The sequence below is a fragment of the Enterococcus sp. DIV0774 genome, assembly GCF_050539095.1.
In the GTDB taxonomy this organism is placed as follows: domain Bacteria; phylum Bacillota; class Bacilli; order Lactobacillales; family Enterococcaceae; genus Enterococcus; species Enterococcus faecalis.
Genome location: NZ_CP172923.1, coordinates 2,506,339 through 2,532,127 on the forward strand (window position 1 = coordinate 2,506,339; position 25,789 = coordinate 2,532,127).

Annotated in this window: 30 protein-coding genes; 2 read left to right on the top strand and 28 right to left on the bottom strand. The window is 38.2% G+C overall.

All coding sequences use genetic code 11. The features are described from left to right. Window positions 1-5: 5 nt before the first annotated feature. The 3 genes from priA to gmk all read right to left on the bottom strand — a co-directional run bounded on the left by priA (window position 6) and on the right by gmk (window position 3,514). The gene (gene priA, locus IGL86_RS12075; RefSeq protein ID WP_033625857.1) at window positions 6-2,438 is read right to left on the bottom strand and encodes a primosomal protein N'; all 2,433 of its coding nucleotides are present in this window, start codon (window positions 2,436-2,438) and stop codon (window positions 6-8) included. Between the two features lie 154 nt (window positions 2,439-2,592). Then, window positions 2,593-2,895, bottom strand: coding sequence for a DNA-directed RNA polymerase subunit omega (gene rpoZ, locus IGL86_RS12080; protein WP_002354916.1), 303 nt, complete (start codon window positions 2,893-2,895; stop codon window positions 2,593-2,595). Between the two features lie 4 nt (window positions 2,896-2,899). Further along, window positions 2,900-3,514 (bottom strand): guanylate kinase, encoded by a 615-nt coding sequence (gene gmk / locus IGL86_RS12085; protein ID WP_002354915.1) that lies wholly within the window; start codon window positions 3,512-3,514, stop codon window positions 2,900-2,902. A 222-nt stretch (window positions 3,515-3,736) separates the two neighbouring features. Here gmk and IGL86_RS12090 point away from each other — a divergent pair, with 222 nt between their 5' ends. Then, the gene (locus IGL86_RS12090; protein ID WP_033625856.1) at window positions 3,737-5,218 is read left to right on the top strand and encodes a DUF1958 domain-containing protein; all 1,482 of its coding nucleotides are present in this window, start codon (window positions 3,737-3,739) and stop codon (window positions 5,216-5,218) included. A 43-nt stretch (window positions 5,219-5,261) separates the two neighbouring features. Here the strand turns inward: IGL86_RS12090 and IGL86_RS12095 are convergent, their stop codons facing one another. From IGL86_RS12095 to gnd, 13 genes are all read right to left on the bottom strand, one after another. After that, the gene (locus IGL86_RS12095; RefSeq protein ID WP_002383233.1) at window positions 5,262-5,567 is read right to left on the bottom strand and encodes a hypothetical protein; all 306 of its coding nucleotides are present in this window, start codon (window positions 5,565-5,567) and stop codon (window positions 5,262-5,264) included. 55 nt (window positions 5,568-5,622) lie between these two features. After that, window positions 5,623-6,507 (bottom strand): YicC/YloC family endoribonuclease, encoded by an 885-nt coding sequence (locus IGL86_RS12100; protein WP_002383232.1) that lies wholly within the window; start codon window positions 6,505-6,507, stop codon window positions 5,623-5,625. A 16-nt stretch (window positions 6,508-6,523) separates the two neighbouring features. Then, complete coding sequence (locus IGL86_RS12105) at window positions 6,524-6,742, bottom strand: YdbC family protein (protein WP_002381076.1); 219 nt, start codon at window positions 6,740-6,742, stop codon at window positions 6,524-6,526. A 176-nt stretch (window positions 6,743-6,918) separates the two neighbouring features. Continuing rightward, on the bottom strand, window positions 6,919-7,389 hold the full coding sequence (locus IGL86_RS12110) for an ASCH domain-containing protein (RefSeq protein WP_010713713.1): 471 nt from the start codon (window positions 7,387-7,389) through the stop codon (window positions 6,919-6,921). 165 nt (window positions 7,390-7,554) lie between these two features. Continuing rightward, window positions 7,555-8,208: a bifunctional 4-hydroxy-2-oxoglutarate aldolase/2-dehydro-3-deoxy-phosphogluconate aldolase gene (locus tag IGL86_RS12115; RefSeq protein WP_002354907.1), complete on the bottom strand. Its 654-nt coding sequence runs from the start codon at window positions 8,206-8,208 to the stop codon at window positions 7,555-7,557. Window positions 8,209-8,212: 4 nt separating this feature from the next. Beyond that, entirely contained in the window at window positions 8,213-9,286 is a 1,074-nt protein-coding gene (gene uxuA, locus IGL86_RS12120) for a mannonate dehydratase (protein ID WP_002388613.1), read from the bottom strand. 23 nt (window positions 9,287-9,309) lie between these two features. After that, window positions 9,310-9,762, bottom strand: coding sequence for a PTS sugar transporter subunit IIA (locus IGL86_RS12125; protein ID WP_002354905.1), 453 nt, complete (start codon window positions 9,760-9,762; stop codon window positions 9,310-9,312). Window positions 9,763-9,839: 77 nt separating this feature from the next. Beyond that, a complete protein-coding gene (locus IGL86_RS12130) occupies window positions 9,840-10,346 on the bottom strand; it encodes a PTS system mannose/fructose/N-acetylgalactosamine-transporter subunit IIB (RefSeq protein ID WP_002354904.1) in 507 nt (168 codons plus the stop codon). A gap of 21 nt (window positions 10,347-10,367) precedes the next feature. Further along, window positions 10,368-11,240: a PTS system mannose/fructose/sorbose family transporter subunit IID gene (locus tag IGL86_RS12135; protein ID WP_002354903.1), complete on the bottom strand. Its 873-nt coding sequence runs from the start codon at window positions 11,238-11,240 to the stop codon at window positions 10,368-10,370. Between the two features lie 20 nt (window positions 11,241-11,260). After that, a complete protein-coding gene (locus tag IGL86_RS12140; RefSeq protein ID WP_002372794.1) occupies window positions 11,261-12,097 on the bottom strand; it encodes a PTS mannose/fructose/sorbose/N-acetylgalactosamine transporter subunit IIC in 837 nt (278 codons plus the stop codon). A 12-nt stretch (window positions 12,098-12,109) separates the two neighbouring features. Next, window positions 12,110-13,213, bottom strand: a complete 1,104-nt coding sequence (locus tag IGL86_RS12145) for an iron-containing alcohol dehydrogenase family protein (RefSeq protein WP_002401114.1) — start codon at window positions 13,211-13,213, stop codon at window positions 12,110-12,112. A 14-nt stretch (window positions 13,214-13,227) separates the two neighbouring features. Then, on the bottom strand, window positions 13,228-14,229 hold the full coding sequence (locus IGL86_RS12150) for a D-isomer specific 2-hydroxyacid dehydrogenase family protein (RefSeq protein WP_010776179.1): 1,002 nt from the start codon (window positions 14,227-14,229) through the stop codon (window positions 13,228-13,230). A gap of 12 nt (window positions 14,230-14,241) precedes the next feature. Next, complete coding sequence (gene gnd / locus IGL86_RS12155) at window positions 14,242-15,177, bottom strand: phosphogluconate dehydrogenase (NAD(+)-dependent, decarboxylating) (protein ID WP_002378821.1); 936 nt, start codon at window positions 15,175-15,177, stop codon at window positions 14,242-14,244. A 375-nt stretch (window positions 15,178-15,552) separates the two neighbouring features. Here gnd and IGL86_RS12160 point away from each other — a divergent pair, with 375 nt between their 5' ends. Then, on the top strand, window positions 15,553-16,440 hold the full coding sequence (locus tag IGL86_RS12160; RefSeq protein WP_002383224.1) for a MurR/RpiR family transcriptional regulator: 888 nt from the start codon (window positions 15,553-15,555) through the stop codon (window positions 16,438-16,440). Between the two features lie 377 nt (window positions 16,441-16,817). On the opposite strand, the gene IGL86_RS12165 is transcribed toward IGL86_RS12160, so the two are convergent. The 12 genes from IGL86_RS12165 to IGL86_RS12220 all read right to left on the bottom strand — a co-directional run bounded on the left by IGL86_RS12165 (window position 16,818) and on the right by IGL86_RS12220 (window position 25,659). Further along, window positions 16,818-17,606: a hypothetical protein gene (locus tag IGL86_RS12165; RefSeq protein WP_033625397.1), complete on the bottom strand. Its 789-nt coding sequence runs from the start codon at window positions 17,604-17,606 to the stop codon at window positions 16,818-16,820. A gap of 493 nt (window positions 17,607-18,099) precedes the next feature. Beyond that, window positions 18,100-18,678 carry a CDP-diacylglycerol--glycerol-3-phosphate 3-phosphatidyltransferase gene (pgsA, locus tag IGL86_RS12170; RefSeq protein ID WP_002365382.1) on the bottom strand — a complete coding sequence of 193 codons (579 nt, stop codon included), beginning with the start codon at window positions 18,676-18,678 and terminating at the stop codon, window positions 18,100-18,102. Between the two features lie 98 nt (window positions 18,679-18,776). Beyond that, window positions 18,777-19,229 carry a hypothetical protein gene (locus IGL86_RS12175; protein WP_425268165.1) on the bottom strand — a complete coding sequence of 151 codons (453 nt, stop codon included), beginning with the start codon at window positions 19,227-19,229 and terminating at the stop codon, window positions 18,777-18,779. Window positions 19,230-19,574: 345 nt separating this feature from the next. After that, on the bottom strand, window positions 19,575-19,847 hold the full coding sequence (locus IGL86_RS12180) for a hypothetical protein (protein ID WP_016617324.1): 273 nt from the start codon (window positions 19,845-19,847) through the stop codon (window positions 19,575-19,577). Window positions 19,848-19,864: 17 nt separating this feature from the next. Continuing rightward, window positions 19,865-20,617, bottom strand: coding sequence for a hypothetical protein (locus tag IGL86_RS12185; protein WP_430605611.1), 753 nt, complete (start codon window positions 20,615-20,617; stop codon window positions 19,865-19,867). A 165-nt stretch (window positions 20,618-20,782) separates the two neighbouring features. Further along, complete coding sequence (locus IGL86_RS12190; RefSeq protein ID WP_010820319.1) at window positions 20,783-21,016, bottom strand: Imm74 family immunity protein; 234 nt, start codon at window positions 21,014-21,016, stop codon at window positions 20,783-20,785. A gap of 6 nt (window positions 21,017-21,022) precedes the next feature. Continuing rightward, window positions 21,023-21,796: a hypothetical protein gene (locus tag IGL86_RS12195; protein WP_430605612.1), complete on the bottom strand. Its 774-nt coding sequence runs from the start codon at window positions 21,794-21,796 to the stop codon at window positions 21,023-21,025. 292 nt (window positions 21,797-22,088) lie between these two features. Continuing rightward, complete coding sequence (locus IGL86_RS12200) at window positions 22,089-22,406, bottom strand: hypothetical protein (RefSeq protein ID WP_029742320.1); 318 nt, start codon at window positions 22,404-22,406, stop codon at window positions 22,089-22,091. A 23-nt stretch (window positions 22,407-22,429) separates the two neighbouring features. Continuing rightward, window positions 22,430-23,872: a T7SS effector LXG polymorphic toxin gene (locus IGL86_RS12205; RefSeq protein ID WP_430605613.1), complete on the bottom strand. Its 1,443-nt coding sequence runs from the start codon at window positions 23,870-23,872 to the stop codon at window positions 22,430-22,432. Continuing rightward, window positions 23,863-24,225 (bottom strand): hypothetical protein, encoded by a 363-nt coding sequence (locus IGL86_RS12210; RefSeq protein WP_033625937.1) that lies wholly within the window; start codon window positions 24,223-24,225, stop codon window positions 23,863-23,865. The genes IGL86_RS12205 and IGL86_RS12210 overlap by 10 nt, the downstream gene beginning before the upstream one ends. Window positions 24,226-24,234: 9 nt before the next feature. After that, on the bottom strand, window positions 24,235-24,489 hold the full coding sequence (locus IGL86_RS12215) for a hypothetical protein (RefSeq protein WP_010824217.1): 255 nt from the start codon (window positions 24,487-24,489) through the stop codon (window positions 24,235-24,237). Window positions 24,490-24,792: 303 nt separating this feature from the next. After that, window positions 24,793-25,659, bottom strand: a complete 867-nt coding sequence (locus IGL86_RS12220; RefSeq protein ID WP_033625721.1) for a RodZ domain-containing protein — start codon at window positions 25,657-25,659, stop codon at window positions 24,793-24,795. Window positions 25,660-25,789: the final 130 nt, after the last annotated feature.

Consider the following 25,789-nt stretch of genomic DNA (forward strand, 5'->3'; position numbering starts at 1 on the left):
ATTTTTTAAATAAAATTCATGGGTTCTGCATCAATGGAAAGTTTTAAACCACGAGCCGTTGCTCGTTGTGTATCGGTTAAAATTTCTTTCAATAATGGTTGAAGCATTGGTTCTTGTTTATACTTGATAATCACTTGATAAAAGTACCGATTATTGACACGCATAATTGCGTTGGGCGTTGGTCCCAACAAAATAGCTTGCGGCGATAAGCCTTGTTTTAATTTCGTTGCAATTTGAAACATTTGTTTCGCTGCTTCATTTTCTTCAGGATGGCTGGCCGTAATTTGGACCGTAAAATAGTACGGCGGATAATTCCCACGATGACGAATATACATTTCTTTTGTATAAAAATCTTCATAATCTTGGGCTTTTGCCAATTGTATCGCATAATGCTCGGGGTTAAAAGATTGAATGATGACTTCTCCCGGTTTTTCAGCGCGACCAGCGCGGCCGCTGACCTGTGTCAATAATTGGAAGGTCCGTTCACTGGAACGAAAATCGGGTAAATTCAAGGCGGTATCAGCATTTAAGACACCGACTAACGTCACATTTGGAAAGTCCAGTCCTTTGGCAATCATTTGTGTGCCTAATAAGATATCCGCTTGTCCTTCACCAAATGTTCGCAAAATCTTTTCATGCGCACCTTTGCGACGGGTCGTATCAACATCCATTCGGAGAATACGACTGTCTGGTAACAACGTTTGTAATTCTTCTTCTACTTTTTGTGTGCCTGTTCCGTAGTAACGAATTTTATCTTGGCCACAGTTAGGACAGCGATAAGGAATCCGCTCTTCATGCCCACAATAATGACATTTCATTGTTTTGCTATCCATATGCAAAGTTAAGGAAATATCACAATTCGGACACGGCAACACATAGCCACAATCGCGACACATCACAAATGACGAATAGCCACGGCGATTAAGCAGGAGAACACTTTGTTCGTTTTTCTCTAAGCGTTCTTGGAGTTTTTCTTGCAACGACATGGAAAAAGAAGAGACATTGCCATTTTCTACTTCTTGACGCATATCCACTACATCAATCGTGGGCAAGGTTGCCGCTTGATTGGCACGCTGTGTTAATCGTAACCGCTGATAAACGTTTTTTTGCGCACGAGCGCGTGATTCCAAGGATGGCGTGGCACTGCCTAAAACAACAGGGCAATGATGATACTCCGAACGCCAAATCGCTAAATCTCTCGCGTGGTAGCGGGGGGTTTCTTCTTGTTTATAACTTGCCTCGTGTTCTTCATCAATAATGATCACACCGATGTTTTCGATTGGCGCAAAAATGGCAGAACGCGCGCCAACCACCACTTCCGCTTCTCCTCGTTCAATCTTCCGCCACTCATCGTATTTTTCACCTTGCGATAAGCCACTATGCATTACAGCAACATGTTCGCCAAAGCGACTTTTAAAGCGTTGCACCATTTGTGGAGTTAAAGAAATTTCAGGAACAAGCATAATGGCTGTTTTGCCTTGGTTAAGAACTTCTGCAATGACCTGTAGATAAACTTCTGTTTTCCCGCTTCCTGTAATACCTTCCAATAAATAGGTTTGACTTTGCTGTTCTTGGACCGATTGTAAGATTGTTTCCACAGCCACCTGTTGTTCTGCGTTCAAAGATAACGCAGTCGTTTTTTCAAACGTCTGATTAGCAAACGGATCACGATACGCTTCTTTTTCAATGAACGTTAACCAGCCGTTTTGGGCCGCTTCATTTAAAAGCGCGGTACTGAAACCTAATTCTTTCATTTCCTTCACAGCGGTGATTTTTTCAGTGCCCAAGCGTTGTAAATAGTAAAGAAGTTGCTCTTTCTTCTTAGCTCCCTTGCGTAAACCCAAACGAATTTCCTCTAGTTGTTCAAATTCCTTAGCGGCTTGAATGAAGCGGACCATTTTGACTTTATTTCTCGTCGTAACTTCGTAGCGAATATCGACTTTTTGCTGTTTACGCAACGCCATTAGTTGAGGCAAAATCCCACGTTCTTGCGCTTGGTCCCACGAAATTTCCTCTAAACCATAAAATAACTGATCTTGTAATTCTTCAGAAAGCTCATCCGTTAAATAAATATATTTTTGGTAATCGGCACGCATTACGCTAGGCAACATGGTTTGCAAACAAGTGATTTTAAAGGCAAACGTTTTTTCCTTCATATAATCAGCTAAAGCCAACATTTCTGTATTTAAGACAGGTTTTAAATCCAACACCGCCACTAGTTCTTTCAACTGAACGTTGGCTTCGTCAAGAACCGTTGCAGCCATTGGTTCAATGGCTAGAACAAACCCTTGAACATGCCGATTACCGTTACCAAAAGGCACTTCTACACGCATGCCGACAGCCAATTGCTCATTTAAATTTTCAGGAACTAAATAAGTGAATGGTTGATCGGTTTGCATCGTTGGTACATCCACAATAACTTTGGCTACTTTTTGCATGGTGCATCCTCCTTTTTATGTAAATTCTCTTTGCCTATTGTACTAAAGATTGACTGATTTGTCTTGTGTGTCTCGTTGGCACCTTTCAGAATAAACGAAGAGAAAGCCTCTGAAATAGACAGACGGCTTTCTCCATTCGTTGACAATCATTCAATTAATTTTTTTCGTCACGTAAACGGTTTTCTAATTCTTTTTGTTCTTGTTCACGTTGGCGTTTGCGTTCTTCACGTTCAATGCGTAGACGTTCGCGTTTTTCTTCAGGATTTGGATCACTGATCACTGTTCCTGCTTCGATTTCTTCTAACGCACGACCCACACTTTTTACAGAATCAAAGGATTCAACGGTTGGTTGAACACCTTCATCTAATTCATGCGCACGTTTGCTTGCTAAAATAACCAAAGAATATTTTGAAGGGACTTCTTTTAACAATGAGTCAATTGACGGTTTTAACATCATAAGGCTACATCTCCTCTAACATTTTAATATATTTTCCAATTACACGGTCAACACGGAAGTGCTCACTCGCGATAATGTCTTTAATTCGTTGCACGGCTAAAGGAACTTCATCATTCACTACCGCATAATCATACAGCGCCATCATTTCGATTTCTTCTCTGGCCACAGCCATTCGTTCTTCAATCACAGACATTTCGTCTGTTCCGCGGCCAATAATTCTTGATTTTAATTCCGCTAAATCGGGAGGTGTCAAAAAGATAAATACGCCATCAGGCACTTTGTCTTTGACTTGTTTAGCCCCTTGGACTTCGATTTCTAAAAAGACGTCTTTGCCTTCATCTAGCGTCTGGTTAACATACGTTAATGGTGTCCCATAATAGTTACCAACATATTCCGCATATTCCAACATTTCTCCAGCTTCAATCATCGCTTCAAATTCTTCTCTTGAACGGAAATAGTAATCTACTCCATCCACTTCGCCTTCTCGCTGTTTCCGAGTGGTCATTGAGATTGAATATTGAAAATCATTTTCTTCACTGTCGAAAATAGCCTTTCTTACAGTCCCTTTCCCCACTCCTGAAGGACCTGACAATACGATTAATAACCCGCGCTCTGACATAACGACTTCCTTTCAAAACATAATTTCACAGTATTAGTTCTATTTTGCACTTTTTTTCTGCAATTTTCAAGACTTTCTTGGAGATTCACTGAAAAAATAACATTTCTTCTTTAATTTGGCTTTCATAACTTGTTCTTTTTTTAAACAAATTACCTAGAATTCCTATACAGGCAGCCATTTTTTAAGTAAAATGAAGTGATGACTCCTTTAGGATGAAAAAACGTGAATAAGAAAGGACTGAGAAACATCGCACGAATTAAACCATTTACATTGTTTCTGCTAGGCTTAGTTGTCAGTTGTGGGGCCTTTTTTGCCCAACCTACTGTGACTCACGCAGAAGAAGATATTACCGCAATTGCTAAAAAAATGGGGACAACCCTGAAAGCGGATGGCATTCCCAAAGCAGCCATCGTTGTTGATGCTGATTCTGGAGAAATTCTCTGGTCGCAGCAACCAGATTTAGCGTGGAATCCTGCCAGTATTGCCAAAGTGATGACCATGTACTTGGCCTTTGAAGCAATGGAGCAAGGAAAATTTACAATGGATACGACTGTGACTGCTACGCAAAAAGATGTCGATATTTCTAAAATATATGCCATTAGTAATAACAAAATTACGTTAGGTGTTGCTTATCCAGTCCGTGAACTGTTAAAAATGATTGCTGTCCCCTCTTCTAATGTGGCGACTCTCATGTTGGCAAACTTAATTTCAGGGAACCAGCCTACTGACTTTGTTCATTTAATGAATCAAAAAGCGGCTGAATTAGGGATGACAAATACTACCTATTACAACTGCAGTGGAGCGCAAGCAAGTGCCTTTAACGGCCTGTATCAAATGCAAGGAATTGACCCAAATGGCGATAACGTCTCTACAGCTAGAGATTTAGCTTCACTAACCTATCATTTTCTGAAAAATTATCCAGAAATTTTAGAAATCACCAATAAACCAGTGGTGAAAACAATGGTCGGCACGCCTTACGAGGAAACGTTTGAAGCGTACAATTATTCTTTACCAGGCGCTAAGTATGGTTATCAAGGCGTGGATGGTTTAAAAACAGGCTCTAGTCCAACAGGCGGCTTTAACTATATTGCGACTGTCAAACAAGGAGATTTCCGTTTAATTGAAGTCATTTTAGGCGTTGGTAATTGGCAAAACCAAGATGGTGAATACGAACGGCATGTGGCTGGGAATGCTTTGCTGGACTATGCCTATACGACATACGAACGCAAAAAACTTTTAGACAAAGGACCACAAACCATTGATCACAAAAAAGTCACTTTGGCTAACGATTTATACGGTGTCGTTCCCAAAGGCAGTCAGCCTACTTTTAAATTAGTAGCAGGGCAGGTGCAAGTCGACACGCCTTTGACATTGTTAAATAGTACTGTTCAAGCGCCTAAAGTGGCTTACCAAGAAGTTAAGCCAAAACAAACAACAGCGGAAGCTGCGTCAGAATCAAACGAACGTTCTGGGGATACCACCGTTGCAGAACCGAATCATTTTATTCCCAAATCGATTGCCACAAGTGTTTTAGTCCTTTTCGGGCTAATCTTCTCAGTAATTACCCGTCAGCTTCAAAAACGTTTAGAACGTCAGAAAAAACACGGCAAAGAAAGCAGTAAAACTGCATCCATGCGGACAATCTTTTTAAGTGCCGCAGTTCTTTCTTTCCTATGCGCCGTTGGCTTGTTTCTTTTATTCTAATTAAAAAAAATACCACCAAGCGTGAAATGCTTGGTGGTATTTTTTATAAGCCCATATTAGAAAGCGTATTGACCACGTTCATCAATTCATCGCGACGACGAACTTGTTTGTCGACAGGGCCGTCAACTTCTTTCACGTCAATGCGAACAACAAAGTGACGATTCAAAGTAACAAACGTGTCTTCGTTAATTTGGATATTTAATTCTGTTTCAGAATAGCTTGCACAAGCATCTTGCCAGACGTCAAATGGTTCTCTGTCTGAAGCGACTTCTGTTTTTACCACAGAACGACCACTTAATTCTTGAAAGGTTACATCATAAAATTTAGTCATTGCTTTCACCTCTGTCATTTATTCGTTACTTCTATATTATAGCGTTTTCTGGAAAAACACGAAACCATTTTCTCTATTCGACATTTTGAATTTGTTCCCGAATCTTTTCTAAGGTTGTTTTCATTTGAACGACACTATTTTTTATTTCAATTGGACTTGATTTCGAACCAATCGTATTGACTTCACGGTTCATTTCTTGAATTAAGAAATCTAGTTCTCGGCCCACTGGTTCTGTTTCGTCAAGCAACTGATGCAACTTATCAATATGGATATCCAAACGATCCAATTCTTCATGAATATCGCCTTTTTCCAATAAAATGGCCATTTCTGTTAATAAGCGTGTTTCATCCACTTGGCTACCTAACCATTCGTTTAATTTCGCTTCAAAACGTTGACGGTATTCTTGTTCAAAAACGCCCACAAACGCTTGCAGCTCTTGAATTGATTGGGTCAACACTGCTACATAGTCAAGCAGGACTTGTTTAATTTGCGTTCCTTCTTGCACACGGCTTTGGTCAAGACTAGCGATGGCTGCTTCAAATGCTTGAACAAGAAATGGTTCAAATGTCTGATCAGCAATTTCTGCTTCCACTATTTCGACAAAATCATTTTGCTTTAATAAATGGTTGACCGTGTCCCCTGCATCAAACGTTGCTTCCGGATAGTTTTCCTTTAAATGTTGATCTACCGAAGTTAATAATTGATCAATTAAGTCCCACTGCACGCGCACTTCTTTTTGATTGTTGCCGATTTTTTGGAGATTTACATAGACTTCCACACGTCCACGTTTTAACGTGCGTTTGATTACTTGCCGAATCACCAGTTCATAGGCATTCAGTTCCTTTGGCATACGCAATTGAATATCTAAAAACCGCTGATTAACACTTTTGACTTCGATATCCAATTGATAATTTTCATTTTGAATGGTCTTTTTTCCAAATCCAGTCATACTTTTCATTGACAGGGTGCTCCTTTTACATGGATTTAATTGTTTTGCTTAATTCAGCAAATTCTTCGTTGGTTAAGGTGATGCCTTTACCCATTTTTTCGTGATCAGGGGCCCACTCACGCAAATCAAATTTTGGTGGACGACCATTCCAACTAATTAAATTCAATTCTTTACGCCAGCCACGAGCATTCTCAGATAACACAGCGACTTCTTCTAAAATTTCATATGAAAATTCTTCTTTCATAACATTCACTCCTTGTTAGTATTCCTTAGGTTATTGTACCATCTTTTCCTCGACACTTAAAATACACATCTTTTTTCTATCACCCTGTCTATATAAACATACGCAACTTTTTCAAAAAATCAGTAAAAAAAAGCGACAACTGCTCGTTTCAATCGTGTCAGTCACCGCTTCTCTGTCTATTCTTTTTCTGTATAAAGATCCACCACTTCAAAACTTTGGCAAACTAATAACATGTCGGGATAAAATTGTAACTGATAGGGGGACAGTTCTTCTTTAAAGAACCGCGCATGCTCTTCATACCAATAATCCAACGTCAAATCTCCTTCACCTTCCGCTTGCGCAAAAGATTCTGAGACCTTATTCATGGGCATAATTTCAACTTTGGTTGTTCGAATAATAGCCAGAGGTTGAGACTGACCATCTAAAATTATGTCGTATTGACCAGCTTTAGGGAGTTGTTCTTCTTCCATTTTATAAATATCTAAAGAAGAACATGTCGCTGTCTTACGACCAGAAACAACCAATTGACCCAAACGATTACCCATCTCAGAAGAGCCATCACCAAACATCCACACATCGGGCATCAACATATCTAATTCATGTTTATCTAAAAAGTTTTGCCAGAACACTTCTACATTTTTTAACATCCTTTGCTCTCCTTTTTATTTTTACTTCACGCAACCTTCTTTCACTAATTATACATAACTGATTGCTTTTCTCCTATACTATTTTTACAAAATGAAAACTAAAATAATGTCAGTAACATTTGGACAGAAAAAAAAGGACTAAGTAACAAAACTTAGCCCATCTTTTTATTTTGCTTGTCGTTCTTTGATTTTCGTGAGTAAAGATTGAACATGCTGGCGTGCCGAAGCTTCATCTTCTTGAAGCATCTTTTCCGATAAAATAAAGGAGCCGCCCACTGCTAATACTTCTTTGGCTTCCACATACTCTATAAAGTTTGTTTCATCAATCCCGCCAGTTGGTAAAAATTGAACATCATAAAACGGACCGCTTAAACTTTTAATGGCTTTTAACCCGCCATAAATATCGGCTGGGAAAAATTTAACCACTCGTAAGCCATACGCCAGCGCTCGCTGAATCTCCCCAGGCGTAGCTGTTCCTGGAAAAATAGGCACCTCGTTTGCCAGACAAAAATCAATGACTTCTGGAACAATCGCTGGGGAAACAATGAACTGTGCACCGTTCGCTACTGCCTCTTGGGCTTCTTTCAAGGTTCTAACAGTTCCTGCGCCCACAATTAAATTCCCTGAAGCAGCAAGTTGTTTGATGGCAGGCAAGGCCAGCTGACTCCGAAAAGTGACTTCAATAAACGGTAATTCGTTTTCTACTAAGACTGATTCTACTTGTGGCAAATAACGTAAATCTGTTGCAGTGTATAGTGGTAAAAGTTTGCATGTCGCTAATTGTTGATACAGTTGATTTTTTTCAACTTTTGTTTCCATTCTGTCACTTCCTATTTTGTTTGGCTTTGGTTGCTTCGTACAGTCCTTGAATATAGGTCAACCCCATTGCTCGATCATATAAACCATAACCAGGCATCGCTTTTTCATCCCAAATTGCCCGCCCATGGTCAGGGCGAATAACGCCTTCATACCCTACGTCTACCAGTGCTTGCATTAATTCCGCCATATCTAAAGAACCAGCGACACTCGGATGCGCCGTTTCTTCAAAACGATGCTCGCCTAAATACTTCACATTGCGGAAATGAACAAAATTAATTCTGTGACCTATTTCACGAATCATAGTAGGCAAATCATTCGTCGGGTCCGCACCGAGGGAACCTGTACAAAATGTAATCCCATTTGCTGGTGAGTCCACCAAGGAAAGGATCCGTTTTAAATCCGCTAAATTTTTAGTGATTCTTGGCAAACCAAAAATTTCCCAAGGTGGATCATCGGGGTGAATCCCCATTTTGATATTTTCTTCTTCACATACAGGAATCACACGTTCTAAAAAGTAGCGCAAATTTTCGACCAAATCTTCTTCCGTTACGCCGGCATACATGGCTTTCAATTCTTGAAATTGTTGCAAACGCTCCTCTTCCCAACCTGGTAACCGAAATCCTTTTGACTGACTGTGAATTAATTGATACATGTCTTCTGGCTGCATGTTCTCTACCACAGCTTGATCAAATAACAACGATAAGCTACCATCTTCATTCTCATACGCCAAGTCCGTTTTAGCCCAACCAAAAATAGGCTTGAAACTGTAGCACACTAAGGAAATTCCACATTTCCCCAAGTTACGTAACGTTTGGCGATAATTATCAATATAGTGGTCTCGTTGATCCGTTCCCGCTTTAATGGCATCATGAATAGCGACACTTTCAATTCCTAAAAGTGCTAATCCTTCTTGTTCCACCGATTGTTTAAGTGCCTGAATTTCGGCTACTGTCCAAACATCACCTGGTAGTTTATTTAACAAGGTACCGACAACGCCAGTAATTCCTGGAATCTGTCGAATGTGTTTTAACGGAATGGCATCGCCTGCCGCTCCGTACCATCTAAATCCCCATTTCATTGCTTTCACCCTTTACTACATTCTTAAAAATCATCGTCCTCATCCTCTTCGTCCTCAAAGGAAGTCATAGAAATATCCCATGCTTGCACACTTTCTTTGCCTTGCGCAACAATCGCTTGCGCCGCTTCAGCAATCGGTGTGCCTAATAATTGATGGTTTATCGCTTCTAAGACCATTGGTAGGTTGGTACCACTCACCACAAAGATTTTCTTTTGTAGTGCTGGTTCGAGTTCGTTAATCACCAAAACTGCCTGATTGTAAGGACTCGCACTTAATAAGTCAACCATGACCAACACGCCATCCCCTTGTTGGACGTTCTCAATCGCTGTTTTAATTTGTCCGCCTAGTGCTTGGACATCGTCTCCACTATTTAGATTAACGGTTTCGATATTTTCGGTTGCGCCCATAATCACGGTAGCTGCGTCTTTCGCACCGTCACTTAGTGCACCGTGTGTAGCAATCACAATCCCTAACATAAAAGTTCCTCCTTCAATTCAGTGGCTTGAGTCATTACTTCAAACAGTCATGCAATGACTCAAGCGACTGGCCTTTTTTATAAATTAAATTTGCCTAAAACCTCTTTTAAACTAGTTTTTGGTGCAGAAGGCGTTGCTTGGAAATAAATATCTTCTACGCCATACACCTCATGTAGTTCTTTTAATTTTTCAGCATCTTCTTTGTTTAAATAAACTGATTTGGTTACTAATAAATCTTTTTCTGGATTCTTCTGTGCAATACCGCCGATGTTTAACTCCTTCATAGGGACTCCGTGTTTTACTAAGTCATAAATTACAGAGACGGTTTTAGCGATTAAAATACAGTTGTACTCTTTGAATTGGTATTCATCCCAATAAAATTTGGCTTTTTCCGGCGTAATGACAATGGTTTTTTGTCCTGTCCGACTGCCTGCACTTTTGTATAAATCACGCATAAATTTATCCTTTGCCACCACTTCATCGACAACGAAAATGGAATTAACGCCACTTTTTTGAGACAAGGTCACCATCACTTGTCCATGAATTAATCGTTCATCTACTCTTGCTAAATTTACTACGCCCATCTGATTCACGTCCTTTTCTTTTTATAAAATACCGACTGTTGCTAAGACAATTAAGATACCTGTTAACCACAATAATGCTTGCGTAACTTTCAAGCCTTTTTTCGTATAGAACCAATACACGCCCATTACGACAGCTAGCGGCAAGAGTCCTGGGACAATCTGATCAAGGATATCTTGGACCACAAACTCACGGCCAGAAAGTTTAAATTGAAGGGTTGAAGAAACTTTGACATAATTACCAGCTAAAATTCCCATCATGAACAACCCTAAAACAGATAACATTTCAATAGCTTTTTGAATCCCAGCACTTTGCATTAAGCCTGTGGCATTCCGCCCCATTTTAAAGGATTGTCTCGCAAAGAACACACCTAACAGTACTTGATAAAGGGCAAACGCGACAAAGGGGAAAATCGCACCTAATGCGCTACCTTGTTGCGCCCACGGCACCGCAATCGCAATAAAAATATATTGAACCGTACCTGAGTCAATCGCATCACCAATTCCAGCTAACGCGCCCATCAAGCCAGCTTTGGTGTTATACATTAAATCATCTTGCATCATGATTTCGCGGCCTTCATGTTCTTCTTTGGCCCGCTCTTGTTCCATAGAAGCCATCAATCCAGTAATGACCCCGCCGCCCCAACTTAATTGCGTATTGAAAAACAGCAGTTGACGCATATAAGCGGCTTTTAATTGTTCATCGTCTTTATATAATTTCTTTAAAAGTGGCATCATTGCGTACAGTAACGAAGGCGCCAAGTAACGTTCAAAGGAATGGGGAATTTCATTGGCAAAATGCCAACGGAGATAGGCTTTTGTAACATCTTTATTGGTAATTTCTTCTGGTGCTAAATTCGTTGTTTTCGGCACGACTTTTTCTGTTGTTTCCGTCATTTCAGTTCCTCCTTTTTCTTTTAAAACCCGTCATCGTAATCGTCATCATCATCAAAATCAGTGGTGGCACTGGCGGAACTAGCACTTTCTGCTACAGGTTTGCCTTTTTGGACTTGCACAAAAATTAACGCAATAATTACGCCAAAGATGGCATACGTTACCATGGTAATTTCCAATGACTTAAAGACGATACTCATGAAGTATGCAAGGAAAAAGAAAACCAAGAAATCTTTTCGACCAATGACATAGACCGTTGTCGCAATCCCAATTGCGGCTAAACCACCACCGACTACTTCTAACACGTGAATCACAACGGTTCCTTCTAATGCTTTAATAATATCGGCAATGACTGGTGCCCCTAGATAAAGAGCAAAAAAGACTAATGGAACGAATAAAATAAATGAGGCAATCGTTGGATACCAGATAATTGAGCGGGCAATTTTTTTAGAATTTAGTTCAGCCACCGCACGATCGGTATACTTCCCTAAAAACGTGTTAATAAAGAAACGGAATTGATATAAATAACTTCCTAAAAGACCGACAGGAACCGCTACGGCGATAGCCGCTTCCGGCTTCAAATTCCCTAGCAACGCAACTGGCACAGCAATCGCTGCCGCAATTGATGGTTCTGCTGGCATAGAGCCACCTGGTGAAAAAACACCCATGTAAATCATTTGTAATGCTGCGGTGACAATCATCGCTTTCGGGACATCGCCCATCACTAAACCTGCTACTAACCCTGTCATTAAGGGCGAGAAACGCAACGTTAACGTTGCTCCTCCTCCAAGCCATCTGGACATAATTGCTGCCACCCAAAGCGCCATTATCAAACTTTGTAAAACACTTAACGTTTCCATAGTTCCTCCTTCTTATCCTTGGTTTTGGATATACTTTTCTAGCTCTTCAATCCCTTGACGTAAACGTTCTTCCGAAATCTCAATAGGAATTAAATGAACCTTTTCTTTTGAATCAATAAATTGAACCATTGCATCGAGTACTGCTTCTTCTGGGTAAAGGCCCATTTGTCGTAACGACATGGGCAAGTTTAGCTCTTGATAAAAAGGGATTAATGCGTCTATGATGGCCCACCTTTTTTCCAATGCTAATTGATAGAAGATGCCGTAAGCTACTTTTTCGCCATGTAAATAGTCATGACTTTTTGGTAAAAATTTACTCATAGCATCATGCATGGCGTGTGCTGCTGCATTGCGGGCGTATTTGTCACCGAAGCCGCCGACTAATCCGGAAACGGCGAAAACAATTTCTGAAAGATGGACAAATTCAGGCGTGAGTTTGCCCTCGTCCATCGCTGCTAAGGCTGCTTTTGAGTCCCGCATAATCGCTTCTTGCGAAAGCTTGGCGGTCGCTCCCGCTAATTGTAAAAAGGGTTCCCCTTGCAAATGGGCTTGGCGTAAAATGGTCTCTGATTCATACCATTTCGCTAACGTATCAGCTAAACCAGCGACAAAATAATCACGGGGTGCATCAAGAAGCAACTTAGGATCGGTGATTAAAAACGCAGCTTGGCGAAAGAAATGTTCCGTTTTGCCTTCGGCCGCGCCATTTTCTTGATACATCACAGCTAACGGTGTCCACGGCGCACAGTTACTAGCCAAAGTGGGGACCAAGCCAAAATTCAGATTGTTTAAATGGGCGCTGTAGCCCACTAAATCGGCTAACTTACCGCCGCCGACTCCCAGAAGAAAGTCAATCTGGTGTTCCTTTATTTGCTGTGAAATTTGTTCGGCGCCAAAATAACTACATTCTCCTGTGTAAGTGTGATAGAAGAATTGATACTCTGAATCTGCCAAGAAGGGCAAAAATGGCTGAGCTTTTTCAAAGGATACGGTGCCATGCACCACCAAAATTCGTTGGGCGTGATATTCCTTGAAAAGTGACGGCACCGAAGCTAAGGCGCCTTCGTGGTAACGATAAAATTGCGGTCCAACTTTCACTTTTAAATCAGTTAACATGCTCCTCCTCCTTCTTAACTAACGTAACGACTGACTTCTTGCACTGTCCGTTGAGGTAAAATACCTTGCACCACGTCTTCCACATCTTGCACGCATTTTTCTCCCATCGCTTGCAGGCATTCCATGGTATAAGCGGAGGTGTGCGGCGTCATTACTACATTTTCAAACGCAAGATAAGGATGATTTTTCCGACCTGGTTCCTCTTCTAAAACATCTGTCCCAAGCCCAGCAATTTTGCCCGATTGTAAACCGGCAATCATGGCTTCTTCATCAATCAAGGCGCCTCGTGCGCTATTGGAAAGATAGACGCCGTCTTTCATCTTGGCAATTTCCGCCGAGCCAATCATGTGATAACTTTCTTCAGTTAAATTGGCACATAAACAAATGATGTCAGCTGAAGCTAGCAACGTATCTAAGTCTACTTTTTTGGCTCCATAACTTTGCAGATAAGTGGCGGATTTATAGGGATCATACGCTAACACGTCACAGCGAAATCCGTTTCGTAACGTCTCCACGACACAACTTCCTGTGTTCCCAACACCAATGACACCCACAGTTTTGTTAAATAACGTCCGACCGACAAAATTCGCTCGTTTTTCCCATTGATCCGCTTTAACGCTGGCATCTGCAGCCACGGTTTGCCGTAAAACAGCTAGTAAATTTGTGACATTGTTTTCCGCCACGGCATCTCGTTCTACTAAAGCTGGGATGATGGAAACAATTGTATCGTGCTGTTTTGCAGCGTCTAAATCGATGTTGTTATACCCAATACCATGGCGAGAAATCAGCAACAATTCATCTTTATGTTCAAAAAATTCTTTCGTGAAAAATGGCGTCACGCTAGCAATAATAATCGTATATCCTTGTAAACATTCCGCTAACTCTTTGCCACCAATTTCACTGTCGACTGTAAAATGCTTCACGGTGCCTATTTTTTCTAAGCGCGTCAAGTGTTCAGGAAAAATTTGACCAAAACTACTGGAATTCACTATGGCAATTTTTTGTTTTTTTAACATGGCTAAACTCCTTTACTGACTTTTTACGACTTCATGCCCGCCAAATCCTTGTCGCAAAGAAGCGACCACTTTGTTTGAAAAATGATTTGCTAGCATACTTTCATTTCGAGTAAATAAGGACAACGCCGTAGTTGGGACGGGCATCTCCAAACGCAATGCTTCTTCAATCATCCATTTGGCTTCGCCATTTGCTGCAACTTTCCCTTCTAGATTGGCTAACGTAGGATTTTCCGCAAAAACCTCTTTCGCTAAGCCCATCAAGCGAGCTTCAATAATCGAGCCGTGATTCCACACATCGGCTACTTTCTCCAACGCAAAATCATATTCAGCAGCTTCTAATAAATTGAATCCTTCGCCCATGGCCTGCATCATGACGTACTCAATCCCGTTATGCACCATTTTCAAATAGTGACCAGCTCCTGATTTTCCAGCATAAAGATACCCTTGTTCACAAGCTAAATCTTCAAAAAATGGGGTTAACACCTTGACAGCTTCAGGCGCACCGCCAACCATTAAACACGCTCCTTCCCGCGCTCCTTTGATGCCACCAGAAGTACCACAATCAATAAAATAAATTCCTTTTTCCTTAGCAAGCTGAGCATTCGCGACACTATCATGAAAATTTGAATTGCCACTATCCACAATGATATCCTCTGGTGCTAATTGCTCTACCAATTCTGCCACTAATTGATTGGTAATCTGACCAGCGGGGGTACTTAAAAAAATCACCTTCCTTTTATTAAGCGCTTTCAATAATTCTGACAACGAATCTACAACGGAAAGACCCTGTTCTCTAGCAGTCGCTCTTGCTTCCTTTGTCACATCAAAGCCAATAATGGGCCAGCCTTGTTCGTGAACATTTAACGCCATGTTCAAACCCATTTTCCCAAGTCCAATAAAGCCAATGTCCATTTTTCTTTCACCTGCCTCTTTTGATACTTCAATCATAAAGGATAAAAAAAATAATGTAAACGATTACACTAATTAAAAAATATTTTTTATTTTTTAGCAAAAATCTTGCCTACTCAAAAGGTAAAACGTTTTTATTTTTAAGGAGCTTTCATACAAAAAACACAAGTAAATCTCTTGGTATCACGTTCTTTTTACTGGCTACTTTCTTTAGTTGAGGGAAGTCTTTTCAAGACCCCTTCATTTTTCAGAAAAAAGATTATTTATTTTTTTTGGCTTTTTTTAAAGAATTTCTTTTTTGTGGAGAAAAAGAGAAATTGTATTTGTCCTCTTTTTCCACTATAATCAGTCTATACCAACAATGAAAAGGCATTCATTTTATTTTTAAAAAAATAAGATTGGAGGAACGTGTTAATGAAAAACCACTATTTGGATCAACGGATTCGGATCAAAAAACCGAATTTGAGCCTCACAGAAAAGAAAATTTCCGATTACTTTGTTCATTCTGAATCATTATTGACACAAATGACGTTAGAAAGTCTGGCCAACGAAATTGGCGTCTCCCAATCTTCCGTGTATCAATTTGTAAAAAAGATTGGCTATTCTGGGTTCCAAGAATTTAAAATTGATATCGCCAGGAATTCTAATTATCAGCCGACTTTTCAAAACGTCAATAGCGTGAATGGCGCCGATGATATTTCACCAGATGATGATAGTATTACGATTGCTAAAAAAGTCTTACAAGCCAATATTTATTCCCTCAGTAACGCCACACAGTTCTTAACAAAGGAGCTGTTAGATAACGTGTTGGCTTTGATGTACTCTGCCAAAACGCTTCATTTTTTTGGGCAAGGCGGCTCCTCGATTGTGGCTTTTGATAGTTTCCATAAATTCATTCGGACCAACTATCGATGCAACTACATTTTTGATTACCACATGCAGTTAAGTTTTGTCACAAAATTAACCAGTGAAGATTGCGTGTTTATTTTTTCCCATTCAGGCAAAACCAAAGAATCAATCAACCTAGCACGACAAGTTAAAAAAACCAACGCAAAAATGATTACGTTAACCGGTAACAGCGGTTCAGAGTTGGCAGGCTTGTCCGACGAAGCAATTATTGTCGTCACCGAAGAAGGCTTGTTTCGTGCGGAATCCTTGGCTTCACGGATTAGTTACTTAACGGTAATGGATATTTTATACACAAATACGATGTATCACAATTTTGATCAAAATGCCGATTCCTTGAAAAAAATCCGTGATAACATTAGCACAACTAAGACCGATCCGCATTATTTGTCGTAAAGAAAAGTCTTGTTTGTTAGTAGTTGCTTCTGCTCCCACCCTTTATCATTTTTAAGCCTGGAACAAAAATCCAAAATGATTGATGTCCCAGGCTTTTCCTTTGAAGTTTTAATCCTTGGCTTTCTCAGTGTAACTACTCAGGATTTATATTTTTTATCCTTACGAACAGTATCATTAGAATCATCCAAATATCGACTACTCTGAAAAGTAGATTATACTCATACAGCCAAGTTGCTTGCGAACAAACAAGAAAGACTGAAAATAGCTGTACAAGCCCAATTAAAAAGTCCAGAGGATTTTCTCCTCTGGACTTAACACAATTCTACAAATTCCCTTTATCAAGATTATTTGACAAAGAGCTTAAAGATTCGTTTAGATTAAGCAATATTTCTCCATGTCCAAGTCGCTACATGGTCAGGTTGCCCATAATTTACAAAAATATTTGGTAAAGCATATGGAGAAATATACCTTGGAAAGACTATCCCTCTGCCATTGTTAGCATACCAATAGCTTTGGAATACAATTTTAGAACAATATGTGGGATTTAAATCTGTTGGTGCACCACGAAATCCATAAGAAATATTCTTCCCTAAAATGTTCTTAGCTCCCCAATTAGCAGCTTTTGATGGATTATATGCTGCCTTTGGTCGATATACTTTTGTCCATTTATCTCTCTTAGAATTTCTTTCTACCATCCACTGAAAAATGGACTTTACCGAAGGAGTGGCCCCATACCCTTCAATGCTTAAAATCTTACTATTTCCAATATAAATACCTGCATGTCCTATAACATCAAGATTTGTACTATTAGTTATTAAAATATCCCCTACATTTGGACTTTGAATACCTCTAGAATTTCTAGCATAATCAACAACAGGATCCCTTGGTTCAGGATATGTTCTAAAATTATAATACTCTTCATACGAAGTATCATCATTTAATTGTCCATTTTCCATGAGATTTTTATAATCACTAGCAATTTCAGCTTTATTAATATCCGTAGAACGTTGAAAGTTGCCTAACCTCTCTTGTTGCTCAAATTCATCCAATTCTTTTCCTACCAAACTGTACTTACTCACTACATCATCAATTTCATCCGCTTTAGTTGTAAGCGGATATGAAAAAATAGTAACCAACCCTAACAAAACAAATACAATTTTTTTCATAGACTTCTCCTTTTTTAATTTAATAACTAATGATTATTTTCACTAGTTATTAAATTATAGCACTTCCTAACCCAAAACAGAAATGTTTTTATATTTTATTAAATATTTATGTTATAATATAAACAAAAACAGGAGTTGATAGATGATGAGACTTTTTTTGAAATTATAAATTCTACAGGACCTTTAGTTTTCCCCTTGTTAATAGCCATAGTCATATGTCTATTTTCAGTCTATAAATCAGTAAAGAATTTAAAAAAATCCTATATTTTACACATATCAATAATAATTGCAGACGCAATTATAATTATATTTTGTTCTTATTTTATTTATCTATTAATTATGGCTGGCTTTAAATAAATTCGTTTAAACTATTTATCTGTTGCTTTTAAATCCACTTGAGTCTTTAACTAGTGGGTAGAAAGCCAGTAATTATTCATAGGTAAAAAATAATCAAAAAAACGCTTGGCACAAGCCAAGCGTTTTGATTCTCTCTTTACATCGAACCTTTAAAAACATCTTTATTCTTAGCAAAATAATCAACACCAGAGTAAATGGTGAAAATCAAGCAAGCATATAGCATGATTTGATCTAGTGGTAGATGAAGTGCTGAAAATGGAATGTTGTTAATGAATAGTAAAATAATTGCAACCATTTGGGTAGCTGTTTTTACTTTTCCCGGCCAAGCTGCTGCCATTACTTCGCCATGTTCGACTAATAACAACCGTAAACCAGTTACTGCCAATTCACGACAAACAATAATTGCTACAATCCAAGCGGGTACTTTGCCTTGACCAACTAAGACGATAAAAGCGGTCATCACTAGCATTTTGTCCGCTAATGGGTCCGCAAATTTTCCGAAGTTCGTCACCAAGCCTTGCGCACGGGCAATTTTGCCATCCAACCAGTCTGTAAAACTAGCAACTGCAAAAATAATCGCGCCCACTAATTGGGTAACGGCTAACGTTGTGTCGCCAAAACTAATCGTTCCCCAGTCCATTGGCACTGACACAATAATAATAAAAATCGGAATCATAAATATTCTTAAAACTGTTAATTTATTTGGTAAATTCACTTCAATTGCCCCTTCCTTCTCCTGTTCTATTTTACGTTATCTTGCTGGCAGTGTCACGAAAAAAAGAAAAGAATCTGGAATAATTGCCGTTTGACCGTTTATTCAGAAATATTCTTGCCTTTTTTTAGAAAGAGCTGGTAATAGCCTAAACCTAAATTAATCATTCCAATCAATGTGATACTGTCTAAAAATTTAGAACCATAGATAAAGTAGAAATACAGTTGTAAGCCAACAATCAAGAAGCCCATGACCAACAGAGCGATTGAAAATATGGTGATAAGATTAAATTTTTTATTAACTATTTTAAGCATTGATAACCCCTTCTCTCTTGAATTATTATTGTCGTCTTTTTCTAGCATGTAATACTCAAAGCCGCGTGATCTATCATGAACACGAATAATCGTACAGCCTTCTAATAATTGTTTGTCAGTCACTTCATTTTTAGTATCTTTTTTAATTTCCGTAAAGTAACTTTTATCAACACCACTTGGTAAGGTGTAGAGGCCGTTACTTTTGACAGTTGTTTCATTCAGGACTAAGATCCCTTGCATCGCCAACTACATTTCTTCTAAGCTAGTGGCGAATAAGTTTTTGGTTTGTCGGTCAAACTCATTGAGCTTTTGAATTTGCTTGTGGAGCTTGGCAATGTCTTAAAGGTTGCGACTTGTAGATTGGTATTATGTAAGTTTTGTTATCGTGTATTAATAATTTTTAAATCCAGGTTCTATATTTATTTTAAACAGAGTGATTGCGGTTTAAATTGACCACAATCACTCTGTTTTTTCTGATAGATATATTTTGTTAGCTATTGACAACTGGATTGATGAACCTATATCCTTACTATCAAGGCCTTATTATTTAATTATCAGTCAGTAAATCGTCTTTTTTTATATGATTTACATTAATTCTTTTAAAGCATAGAATACTTCATCTCTAATTTGTTTTTCGCTATAGTACACATTAGGTAATTTCAAATCTTCTGTATTATCAGAAAATCTAGCTGACATATCAGAAATATTTCCTAGAACTGTATATTCTTTATTCGACAATTCATCATAATCTATTTCTAAATCAAAAATTTTCATAAACTGATTTGTAAAATGGTTAATTTCTATTTCTCCAAGATTCAAACCATTTAATAAATAATATAGTTGCTCTTTTTTTGTCATTATAGTTTCCTCCAATATTATTGTTTTGATACTGCTGGTAATGGGCCCAATGGTCTTCTGTCATATTTAAAGTGATAAACAGTGTTTGTTGGTTTATCATAAAGCACTTCAAAATTATACTTCTTGTCATTAATATAAATTTCACTATAATACATTGTCGCACTAGAACCTCTGGGGTCAGACATTGAGATACCACCATTGATTACTTCTTTCAATGTTTGAGCTGGAACTGCTCTATCAGGATTAGCCATGTGCTCGTTCACTTTGTTTGTATAGTTAAAGATATCTTCTCCAGAAAATTTAGCCTCAGCAGTCTTATTCCGATCAAGAGTATAAGCCTGTCCATTCTTACTTCCTTTTAAGACATTACCCGTGCTACCAGTTTCTTTTGAAAATGTCTGGGTACTTCGGATTGCTGCGGTACTTAAGCCTAACATCCACAAGGAATCCCACAAACCTGACTCTTGGATTTCATCCATGACTCCTTGACCTTTTGACAGGAGACCTAATCCCAAAACTCTGTCATCTTTTTCAAAGTAATTATAACCTTTTTTCTGTTGGTTATTGACCCGGGTAGTCAGTTCCTTTGGCGTCAATTCTACTACATCTAAGTCATATTTTTTTACTAGAGAAGCCAAGTTTCCTGATAGTTTTTTCTCGTCTATTCGGTAGGAATAGCCGTCCTTTTCTAGCATGTAATAATTGAAACCGTTCTTTTTATCATGAACATAAAGAATGGTGCAACCCGCTAACAGCTGTTTGTCAGTCACTTCATTTTTAGTATCTTTTTTGATTTCCGTAAAGTAACTTTTATCGACACCACTTGGTAAAGAGTAAGTTCCATTGAATATTTATAATTTTAAATTATCTTCATAAAATAGGATAGTCTCCATAAATAATTACTTAATAAATAACAAATATCGTAATTTATAGATTTATTCAAATTCAATTTGTACAGTATTTTCATTAACGCTTTCTTTTACATTAGCTATAATATTTTGAATATCTATAGAAGTTAGTTTCTCTTGTTCATGAGGAGGTTCCCATTTTTTCATGGTGTCTGTAAATACAACAAATTTACCTCCAATAAGCATTTCACCTCCTGCTTTCACTATATATCCATTTTCTAAATCAAATTTAATATATGAATTACTTCCTGTTATTTTCATGACAATTTATTTCCTTTCAAATATTATTTTTTCTAAACCAGTTCTTGGATCAATAATTGTTATCTTACTCACATTAGGATTATTTTTTAATCTTGGAAGTTCTACATTTTCCCAAATATTTCCTTTTCTCAATTCTAAACCAACAACTGCTCGAATTTCCCCCGAGACTTGTTCAACATATGATCCAGAAGCTAAATCCCACGCCTTCATAGATTCTGGATTATTAAAATCCCATTCCGGCATTTTTATATTTTTAGTTTCAATGGTTGTTTCTAACGTAACTCCTCCTTTACTTTTTGCCACATTAGCCGCTACTTCAGATCCACCAACACCTTTTGTTCTTCCAGACCAAAAGAAAGCTGTATTGGGTTCTGTTTTTAATAAAGGACGTACTTGTTCAATATCAAATACATTTTTAGATACTACGTACAAATCATTTGTAGATTTTTGTCGTCCATTCTTCACCTTTCCAGCATCATCCAGTCCGTCCAGTCTTGATGCAGCTTTATTCCCATAATAAGAACCTAGCACCACATTACCAACTTCTGTTAGTGTGCCTGCCCACGCCGCATACTTGAATTTATTGGCTTCTTTTTGACTAATTTTCTTTCCTGTATAAGGATTAATGCCTATATTTGCACAAGCAATGGTTTTTCTGCTGATTTCTTCTAGACTGTCGGTTTTCTTGATTAGCTCTATTTTTGGTTTGGCTGTTTCAAGAATCGTAGAAGCTTCTTTTTTAATTTCCGTAAAGTAACTTTTATCCACACCACTTGGCAAGGTATAGAGGCCGTTGCTTTTGACAGTTGTTTCATTCAGGACTGAGATACTTTGAATATTACGGCTGTTAGTTTGGTATTATGTAAATTTTGTTGTCGTGGATTTATGATTTTTAATTTTAGATTCTGTATTTATTTTAAACAAAGTGATTATAGTTTGAATCAACTACAATCACTCTGTTTTTTTGATAGATATAGCTATATTTTATTAGCTATTGTCAACTTGATTAGTAAGTCACTACTTACAATTCAAAGCTTTATCATTTAACTGACAATTAAGTGATAGTGTTTTTTCAGTTCTCTATATTAATTAAAAAGTTTTTTCCAAAACAAATATTCCCTACCTCTTGATCATCACGATAAATTTTCAAATAGTGATCTGCTTTTTGTAAACTTGAAATATCTTTTAATTCAATAGAAATCATATCCATTTCTTTATATTGCAAAAATACATTAATCCTTTGCTCATACGTATATATAAACATTGTTAAGTTGAAATTTTCATTACTTCTTCGGTATAAAATATCACCATCTTCTATATTTCCTGTTAAACTTTGTCCTTCTGAATAGAATAGTTCCATTAATTCTAAATCATCGTATTTGATGTCCATTTCCACTCTTCCTTACATAATAATTATTTGGGTATAACTGTTACGACTTTACCACTATCATTAGTGATGACTTTAACATCTTTAGTTTCAAAAGACCAAGTATTGGGTCTGTTTCCTTTCAATTTCGTGCCATTTTGAATAGCCTCTTCTACTACAAAGGGCGGTATATTTCTTGGCTTTATATAATTGTTGACAAATTTATTATATGGATCAGATCCTGGAACTAAATCGTTATTTTTAGCAATTTCTTGAGCTCTTGTTCGCAGTTGTGCTCTGATTTCAGGAGTATGAGGAGCCATTCTTTCTAAAGCATGTCCTGAATAATCACGCCCATTTATATTTGCTCCATTTTTATTTAAACTCCAAGATATATCATCAATATTTTTATTCCCACTGACTTTCTTAGAAAATGTCTGCGCATTTCTTACCGAAGCAACACCCATTCCTAACATCCACAAGGAATCCCACACACCTGATTCTTGGATTTCATCCATAACTCCTTGGCCTTTTGACAGGAGACCTAATCCCAAAACTCTGTCATCTTTTTCAAAGTAATTATAACCTTTTTTCTGTTGGTTATTGACCCGGGTAGTCAGTTCCTTTGGCGTCAATTCTACTACATCTAAGTCATATTTTTTTACTAGAGAAGCCAAGTTTCCTGATAGTTTTTTCTCGTCTATTCGGTAGGAATAGCCGTCTTTTTCTAGCATGTAATAATTGAAACCGTTCTTTTTATCATGAACATAAAGAATGGTGCAACCCGCTAACAGCTGTTTGTCAGTGACTTCATTTTTAGTATCTTTTTTAATCTCCGTAAAGTAACTTTTATCCACACCACTTGGCAAGGTATAGAGGCCGTTGCTTTTGACAGTTGTTTCATTCAGGACTAAGATCCCTTGCATCGCCAATTCCATTTCTTCTAAGCTAGTGGCGAACAGGTTTTTGGTTTGTCGGTCAAACTCATTGAGCTTTTGTATTTGCTTGTGGAGCTTGTCAATGTCCTGTTGCATACTATCAGCCATTTTAATAAAGGTCCGTTGGGTATTTTGTAAGAGTTCATAAATTCCTGGAATCGGCTGACTATGGGCTAATGTGGCGACTGCCCTAGCAGAATCGTGCAATAATTGTTGGTTGGCTTTCATGATTTTTATTTTTAATTTGAGTTTGTCTTCATCTAAAAAACCTTCACTGGCAATAAACGCATCCGCAGCGCTGTATTTGGCCAAATCACTTTGGACGTTATCAACGGCGGCAGTCATTCGATGAATCGTCGGAATCACTAATTCTGAAAATAGCCCTTTTCCCGCATTATAGGCAGCGCCAGACAATGTATGACCGTCGATGGCTGCGATTAGTTGCTGACAACCAGCTGTTAGCTCACTGGTGGTTGTTCGGGCAACTGCTAGGTTGCTGGACAGCGCACGCATCATTGCTGAAGAATCGCTACTGGAGTAGATTAATCCCATGACAACCGACTCCTTTCTCTTTGGAGCTGTAGTCGTTCTTCATTCGATTGTGCGGTTGCTTTTGTGTATCTTTGACTTAATTCATGTGTCTGTTGTTGTAAAAAGCCCCTTAAATAGCGTTGTTTTCCAGAGAGCTCCTCTCGCTCCCAACGCGTCGACTTACCGCCTTTATGAATCACTTCTGCGTTGAGTTGCTCAAGTTCGCGAAAATTTCTAGTTAGTTCAGACTCTAGTGTACCAAAAATGGTTTGGATTTGCTTCTTTTCCTTCGACAATTGATCCATTGCTCGTTCTTTTTCGACAATCTGTTCCGCGTAGTTCCTTCTTAATTTTTCATTCGTATCCTTTTCCATCGTTTCTCCTTATTTAAACGTTGTTTGGCTATCTCTAGCCGCCATCGTTGCCGCTAATTTGGGGAATTTATTGGCTTGTGCGTTGACACCATTGACTACTTTTGCTAATTGATTGAGCAGTTGATTACTGACTTTAACCCCTTTTTTCATGCTTGAAATATTGCTTTCTCCTAAATGACATGTTTGTTTTTTATTCACAGATACATTCTTAATCCCGGCAATTGCCTTTTGGGCAGCGCCTTGATTGGATGCAATTTTTACCATCAACTTCCTCCTTTTTAACCTTTTTATTAAATGTATAATTAAATTATATACAAAAATATTGATAATAATAAAATGTGAATTCGCATATTTTTGTATAAAATACCTTTAAAATAACATTTAAATCATTTTCAAAAAAAGAAAAACAAACATATAATGCATAAATTAAATCATTTTTCACAAAAAACAAAAAATATGGTTTAGCTATCGTAATAATATATATAAATATATTATTAATTATAAATAAAAATAACTGCCCAAAATTCTTTAAATAAGAATTTTGGGCAGTTATTTTTTTATTCTCTTCTAACGATACGTAATCCCTAATGTAACATCCTTACGAATTAAAACTGGCGTTTTTTCCAGTGTTAAATCGGCGCCATCGACTTGAATGGCGACGTTATTTGAGGCGCCTAAAATCAGTGTCGCGTTGGCGGCATTCGCAGGTAAAGCTGTTGTTTGGGTCTCTCCTGCTTGCAGGGTGTGTTGGTACGTATAGTTGCCATCGACCATCACGCCAATCCAGCAAGAGCCTTCAGTGCCTTTAAAGGTAATGTTGATTGGACTATTCGCATCTTTAACCGTTGCAGTTACTTGATTGTTGGCATCGCTCACCACAGCCACAGCTGTTTTCTTCTCTGGTTCGCTTGAAGAAGACGGCGGTGTACTACTTTGTGTGCTACTTTCTGGGGCTTGACTTGATTCTTTGGTTTTTTCCACACTGGCACTAGTTGCCGGTGTTTGAATAATCGGTTCGGCTTTTTGATCTTGCCACATAATATACAGCACTACGACCGCAATGGCTAAACCAATTAACGAAAAGGCAATGGCTGGTAAGTTCCGCAGTAACCAACTGGATTGCTTTTCTTCGTCATGCAATTGCTTACGTGATCCTTCAAGCTCTTCATACACTGGCTTGGGTTCTTCGACAATTGCTGGTTCTTTGCCATCATAGATATCTACCAATTGATTGCCATCTAAGCCGACCGCACTTGCATATTGGCGGATAAACGCCCGCACATAAAAGGTGCCTGGTAAGGACTCAAAATCGTTTTGTTCAATAATTTCTAAATATCTTTTTTGAATTTTTGTCATTTGTTGCAGTTCATCAATTGTGATGTTCTTCTGCAATCTTGCTTCTTTTAGTGTTTCTCCAATATTTACGCTGGCCACTCGTCCATCTTCTCCAGTCTATTTTGTTAATTTATCGATTGTCTCATCAGTCTTTTTCAATTGCCAAGGAAAACATTCCCGTCCTTTAAGAATACCACAAAAGAAGCCAACTGAGGATAACAAAATTGAA

Bases quoted from the DNA above. Each gene is read 5' to 3' on its own strand.
- gmk (WP_002354915.1), bottom strand. From the start codon at position 3,514: ATGTCAGAGCGCGGGTTATTAATCGTATTGTCAGGTCCTTCAGGAGTG.
- IGL86_RS12165 (WP_033625397.1), bottom strand. From the start codon at position 17,606: ATGAAAAAAATTGTATTTGTTTTGTTAGGGTTGGTTACTATTTTTTCA.
- IGL86_RS12125 (WP_002354905.1), bottom strand. From the start codon at position 9,762: ATGTTAGGGATTGTGATTGCTACACACGGTGCACTAAGTGACGGTGCG.
- IGL86_RS12205 (WP_430605613.1), bottom strand. From the start codon at position 23,872: ATGGGATTAATCTACTCCAGTAGCGATTCTTCAGCAATGATGCGTGCG.
- rpoZ (WP_002354916.1), bottom strand. From the start codon at position 2,895: ATGATGTTAAAACCGTCAATTGACTCATTGTTAAAAGAAGTCCCTTCA.
- IGL86_RS12190 (WP_010820319.1), bottom strand. From the start codon at position 21,016: ATGAAAATAACAGGAAGTAATTCATATATTAAATTTGATTTAGAAAAT.
- uxuA (WP_002388613.1), bottom strand. From the start codon at position 9,286: ATGAAATGGGGATTTAGATGGTACGGAGCGGCAGGCGATGCCATTCCG.
- IGL86_RS12200 (WP_029742320.1), bottom strand. From the start codon at position 22,406: ATGGACATCAAATACGATGATTTAGAATTAATGGAACTATTCTATTCA.
- IGL86_RS12210 (WP_033625937.1), bottom strand. From the start codon at position 24,225: ATGGAAAAGGATACGAATGAAAAATTAAGAAGGAACTACGCGGAACAG.
- IGL86_RS12110 (WP_010713713.1), bottom strand. From the start codon at position 7,389: ATGTTAAAAAATGTAGAAGTGTTCTGGCAAAACTTTTTAGATAAACAT.
- gnd (WP_002378821.1), bottom strand. From the start codon at position 15,177: ATGATTGAAGTATCAAAAGAGGCAGGTGAAAGAAAAATGGACATTGGC.
- IGL86_RS12150 (WP_010776179.1), bottom strand. From the start codon at position 14,229: ATGTTAAAAAAACAAAAAATTGCCATAGTGAATTCCAGTAGTTTTGGT.
- IGL86_RS12100 (WP_002383232.1), bottom strand. From the start codon at position 6,507: ATGAAAAGTATGACTGGATTTGGAAAAAAGACCATTCAAAATGAAAAT.
- IGL86_RS12115 (WP_002354907.1), bottom strand. From the start codon at position 8,208: ATGGAAACAAAAGTTGAAAAAAATCAACTGTATCAACAATTAGCGACA.
- IGL86_RS12135 (WP_002354903.1), bottom strand. From the start codon at position 11,240: ATGACGGAAACAACAGAAAAAGTCGTGCCGAAAACAACGAATTTAGCA.
- IGL86_RS12095 (WP_002383233.1), bottom strand. From the start codon at position 5,567: ATGACAGAGGTGAAAGCAATGACTAAATTTTATGATGTAACCTTTCAA.
- IGL86_RS12180 (WP_016617324.1), bottom strand. From the start codon at position 19,847: ATGACAAAAAAAGAGCAACTATATTATTTATTAAATGGTTTGAATCTT.
- IGL86_RS12105 (WP_002381076.1), bottom strand. From the start codon at position 6,742: ATGAAAGAAGAATTTTCATATGAAATTTTAGAAGAAGTCGCTGTGTTA.
- IGL86_RS12175 (WP_425268165.1), bottom strand. From the start codon at position 19,229: ATGCAAGGGATCTTAGTCCTGAATGAAACAACTGTCAAAAGTAACGGC.
- priA (WP_033625857.1), bottom strand. From the start codon at position 2,438: ATGCAAAAAGTAGCCAAAGTTATTGTGGATGTACCAACGATGCAAACC.
- IGL86_RS12215 (WP_010824217.1), bottom strand. From the start codon at position 24,489: ATGGTAAAAATTGCATCCAATCAAGGCGCTGCCCAAAAGGCAATTGCC.
- IGL86_RS12140 (WP_002372794.1), bottom strand. From the start codon at position 12,097: ATGGAAACGTTAAGTGTTTTACAAAGTTTGATAATGGCGCTTTGGGTG.
- IGL86_RS12160 (WP_002383224.1), top strand. From the start codon at position 15,553: ATGAAAAACCACTATTTGGATCAACGGATTCGGATCAAAAAACCGAAT.
- IGL86_RS12145 (WP_002401114.1), bottom strand. From the start codon at position 13,213: ATGTTAACTGATTTAAAAGTGAAAGTTGGACCGCAATTTTATCGTTAC.
- IGL86_RS12130 (WP_002354904.1), bottom strand. From the start codon at position 10,346: ATGGGCGTAGTAAATTTAGCAAGAGTAGATGAACGATTAATTCATGGA.